The organism is Oleiphilus sp. HI0117 (assembly GCF_001635235.1).
In genome coordinates this window covers 1-3,982 of the sequence record NZ_LWGA01000961.1, presented here as the reverse complement: position 1 = coordinate 3,982, position 3,982 = coordinate 1, and the positions used below count along the sequence as shown (strand labels likewise).

At 44.5% G+C, this 3,982-nt stretch carries 4 protein-coding genes and 1 pseudogene; 2 read left to right on the top strand and 3 right to left on the bottom strand.

The window, feature by feature from the left end; all coding sequences use genetic code 11:
• Window positions 1–463, top strand: a pseudogene (locus tag A3757_RS17215) (hypothetical protein); the annotation flags it as partial.
• Between the two features lie 86 nt (window positions 464–549).
• Here the strand turns inward: A3757_RS17215 and A3757_RS17210 are convergent.
• The 3 genes from A3757_RS17210 to A3757_RS17200 form a co-directional block, all read right to left on the bottom strand.
• Window positions 550–909, bottom strand: a complete 360-nt coding sequence (locus tag A3757_RS17210) for a glutathione S-transferase N-terminal domain-containing protein (protein ID WP_068509001.1) — start codon at window positions 907–909, stop codon at window positions 550–552.
• 165 nt (window positions 910–1,074) lie between these two features.
• Window positions 1,075–1,818: a hypothetical protein gene (locus tag A3757_RS17205; RefSeq protein ID WP_068552622.1), complete on the bottom strand. Its 744-nt coding sequence runs from the start codon at window positions 1,816–1,818 to the stop codon at window positions 1,075–1,077.
• A 95-nt stretch (window positions 1,819–1,913) separates the two neighbouring features.
• Window positions 1,914–3,311: a triacylglycerol lipase gene (locus A3757_RS17200; protein ID WP_068552621.1), complete on the bottom strand. Its 1,398-nt coding sequence runs from the start codon at window positions 3,309–3,311 to the stop codon at window positions 1,914–1,916.
• 329 nt (window positions 3,312–3,640) lie between these two features.
• Between A3757_RS17200 and A3757_RS17195 the strand changes: the two genes are divergently transcribed.
• Window positions 3,641–3,982, top strand: a 342-nt coding sequence (locus A3757_RS17195; RefSeq protein ID WP_156506382.1) for a hypothetical protein, incomplete at its 3' end; no start/stop codon positions are given.

Sequence of the window (3,982 nt, the reverse complement as noted above, 5' to 3'; positions counted from 1 at the left end):
GCCTGAGCCTGAGCCTGAGCCTGAGCCTGAGCCTGAGCCTGAGCCTGAGCCTGATAATTTTGTTGACGAGGCCCCTGATTCGTCAAGCAATAATTTTGGCTCATCAACAGGCCTTCCCGCTGGCGTGCTCGACCAAAATATTGGCCTGCGAACTAGCCTGGGAGACGAGCAACATTATCGGAGTGCCTTATCGCAATTCGTCGCTGAAGTTGGCGAGATCAGACAGCACTTAAACTCTGGGCTCAGCGCTATCAACAAACAAATGATCACTGAGAAAGCAAGCCGCTTACGCACAAGTGCTGAAGAACTGGGTATAAATAGAGTAGCTTGCCTGGCAATTGATCTGGAAAACAACACACAGTTCCCAAATGAAGTGCAAGAAGAAGCAATAAGCTCTTTTGCTAAAGAACTGGATTATGCAGAACAGGAAATCAGAAAGGTTCTTGGAGAGAGTAACAGCTAGATTTGTACCGAGCCTCGCTGGCAGGTCGCACCTTTGAACCTATCTAACTCCGCATAGCGAGGGCTGGGGCCCTCTGCAGGACTCTCTTATGTATATTGCTCTTGAAGATAAGAAATAATATCTGACGACTCATACATCCATTGTTGCTCACCATCTTTTTCTATTCTTAAGCATGGCACCTTAAGCTTTCCTCCACCGGACTGTAGCTCTTCAGCAAACTGCTTATTGCGTTTCGCATCACGAGTCTCAATATTTAAGCCCTGACGACGCGCAGCCCATCGAACCTTTACGCAAAATGGACAGGCAGCATACTGATATAGCGATATGTTCTGCGTCGCCGCGTCCAGTTCTAACTGCTTCTCGCTGGAAAGCTTGGGTTTACGAGGCTTAAACAGAAAATCAACTAATAGAATAATACGGCCTAATAGCCATCGAACAACAGACATGCAACGAACCTCTTTCGTAAATCGCTAGAATATGGCACCGTAAAACTGCACAAAACTTATACAGCTATCTCTACGGCGCACGCGGATTCTATCAGAAAAGAGGCATAATTTCCTAGGGATGATCAGCCCGAATCAAGGGAGCATAGGCCTGACAACAGGATCTACTTATAATTCGATCTTGGGTGCAAGGTAAGCACAAACACTCGTTACTTGCTGCCAGTCTTTAATCACTGAGGGGTTATTTTTCAAGAAGTGCTTAGCGACATAAGCTCCGCCAGCGGCTTCGGCCAGTACTTCATAATCATAATCGACCTCATCCGCATCCAAAGCCTGAAGCGCATCAAAGATACTCACTTCTGACTCTGCAAATGAATTAATGAGTCCTTCACGATACATCTCGATCAGCCTATCAATCGAATAAGCTTGAGTGTTAACTTGATAGCCCTTAGCCAACAACAAAATATCGATATCACTGCCTTGTTTAACCGCAAGAATACCTGCACCTTGATTGTTTCGGGAATTACCATTACCCACGAGTAAAATACGTGAGGTATATAGGTCAAAGGCATATTCAGCGACTTTATCCCGCGATTTGGTCTTGACCATATTCAAACCAATATCAATCACATTACTATCAAGCGCACCTTCCATGAATGAGTAGTCTGGCATTTCGACAAACTCGACATGAGAAAAGTATGCGCTCGAGCATTCCATCAAATTTGCAAGACTTCCTGAAGCAATACCGTTATCAACTTTGAAAGAAAGATGAGGTACGTAACCAATTCGAACGGACGATTCAAACCGCTTATTATCTGTGGCGTAGCTTGCTCCAGAGAGCAGTCCAGCCAGCATCGCGCAGACAATCATAGGTAAAAAGTGTCTAAAAGCAGACATAAAACGCATAGGCATGTAACTCACCTTAAATTTATTATGTAAGTGGTGGAAAAAGCTTGGGTTATTTTTATGATAGCACTACTTATGGTAATAGAAAGGCAAAGTAAAAACTATGCATTAGGTCTAGCTTGTGCAAGGTCATCCGGGGTAAGCAATTTAGCCGCACGATGGACAAGCTTGCCGCCACCTCTTAGTGAACGATAGACGATATCCAGAATATCTCGGTGCACGGCTTCAATAGGTTTGGCTATTTGACTCACTACGGGTAATTTTTGCATCACATAAAAGGGCTCTTCAGCAATTGAGTAATGAACCGTCTCAACTGTTTCTACCGTTTTATCGTAAGCGCTCGCCATCAAATCGATAGTGCCTGCTAATAAAGCTTGATTGGACACATCTTGCTGCCCAGCTTCGGGGATATAGGGTTTACGTATTACCTGATAGTTGATTAAATCGAGCGCTTTCCCCGCATGACGTGTACGCAATCTTCGCTCATCTTCATCAACCCAGCATGCTATCTGCTGGTACACGCGGTCAGAGTGCGCCAATGGAATATGTGGCAGGCCTTCAAAGTGAGCGTTTTGGCTATGTGTTGGCGCAGAGCCCGGGTTAGCACTACCCTGTCTGACCAAGCTATCCCCCATCACTCTGCTAATAAAGCTATCTTCATTCTTTCCAACACTACCACTAATAAAGTAATGACGAGCCTGATCATAGAAACTCGCACATGACGACTCAATTTCTTCAGATGGAGCAAAAAACTTCAAGCCATGCTTTAAATCTTGAATACCTTCACTCCGCCGATCAATCCAATCAGCCCAATGGCTAATGTAATCCCGAGGAAAGTGTCGAACGATTTCACCGCTAAAGTGGCCAAACTTTTCAAGCGGTGAGCCTTCGTGCGGTGTACCCAAGTACATACATTTACTTAAGTTCGAGAGCCAAGGCATATCAGTTTGGATGGCACAATATTGAGCATGTCGAAGTAAGAGTCCGCCCATACTGAAACCGACAAGCATCAGTTCATCAATATTAATCGGGTAGGCTTCGTGCAATTGAGTCAGTTGCTTTGCCAGAAGACGACCATTTTTTTCTAAAGAAAGTCCGGTATTGTAGCGAAGATAGAACGGTGTATAACCAAAATCTTCCTGCAACTTTGTACCATAGTTTTCCCTGACATCGCCGCCTTTATAGTCGAAACAGCTATCAATATAATGATCGACGAGAGATTCCCCTTCACTGGGAGCCTTTAGGTGGTAATCCCAAACCGTTTCCAGGTTTGTTAGCCCATGAACAAATACAACCACCTTATTACTTAACGGCGCATCCAGCTGATGAACGAGGTGTTCATTTAAGACCAAGCGTTTGTAGTGGTAATAAAAGCCCATCTGGATAGCCAAAGGGTTACATTCTTTTTCAAGGTAGTCACCTATCACTCCATTGAGGATGGAGCGCCCTAGACGCCCCCAATGTTTATGGGTCTCTTGACCTTCAACAGTATGACTCATACATGATCTCCGTAAGTGAAGATCTTCAGATTAGCATGTTTTCTGGAATATGAGACATGATCCAACTCAATCAATGAAGGCTATTCAAATGTCATCCCTCTTAAACACGAACTTAGCCAAGTAAGTACCGCTGTGACGAAGCCCTATAAATTCAGTGCGATAAGATCACAGAATCACCACGTACTTCTACTTATTAAGAAGTCTTGTCACAAAAACAAAGTGTCAAGACCGATTTGTTGCTTAAAATTCCCTATGATGCTCACTTATAAACGCACTAGATAAAAGACAAACGCTTTAACAGCATTGATAGATAAGTTTCGGAATAAAACGTGTATAGCAGTTCTATAAAAAAAGCGCCCCTTGACAGCTCAGTGCTCACCTTAAAGCTCTACGACAGTGCATCTAAAGGCCCCGAAGGCTTGGCACAAGAACTTTGCAACATCTTCGGCAGCGCTTCAATTGACCTTAGTGAACGCCTAATCCCTTGGCAAAACTCGTTATTGAGCGAGACTGAGCTAAGCGACATTCGCAAGGAAGCACCGGCCGGTAGCTCTAGTTCTTATTATATTTTTGTTCACAAACACGTACTTTATCCGTGTATTCCTTTCGACCATCGCGCCGAGTTGGTCGCTAGCATTGCTTTTGATCGCCGCGCAGAAGCCCAGCTCCCC

Excerpts from the sequence above, each read along its gene's own strand:
- A3757_RS17210 (WP_068509001.1), bottom strand. The coding sequence starts at position 909 with ATGTCTGTTGTTCGATGGCTATTAGGCCGTATTATTCTATTAGTTGAT.
- A3757_RS17205 (WP_068552622.1), bottom strand. The coding sequence starts at position 1,818 with ATGCCTATGCGTTTTATGTCTGCTTTTAGACACTTTTTACCTATGATT.
- A3757_RS17200 (WP_068552621.1), bottom strand. The coding sequence starts at position 3,311 with ATGAGTCATACTGTTGAAGGTCAAGAGACCCATAAACATTGGGGGCGT.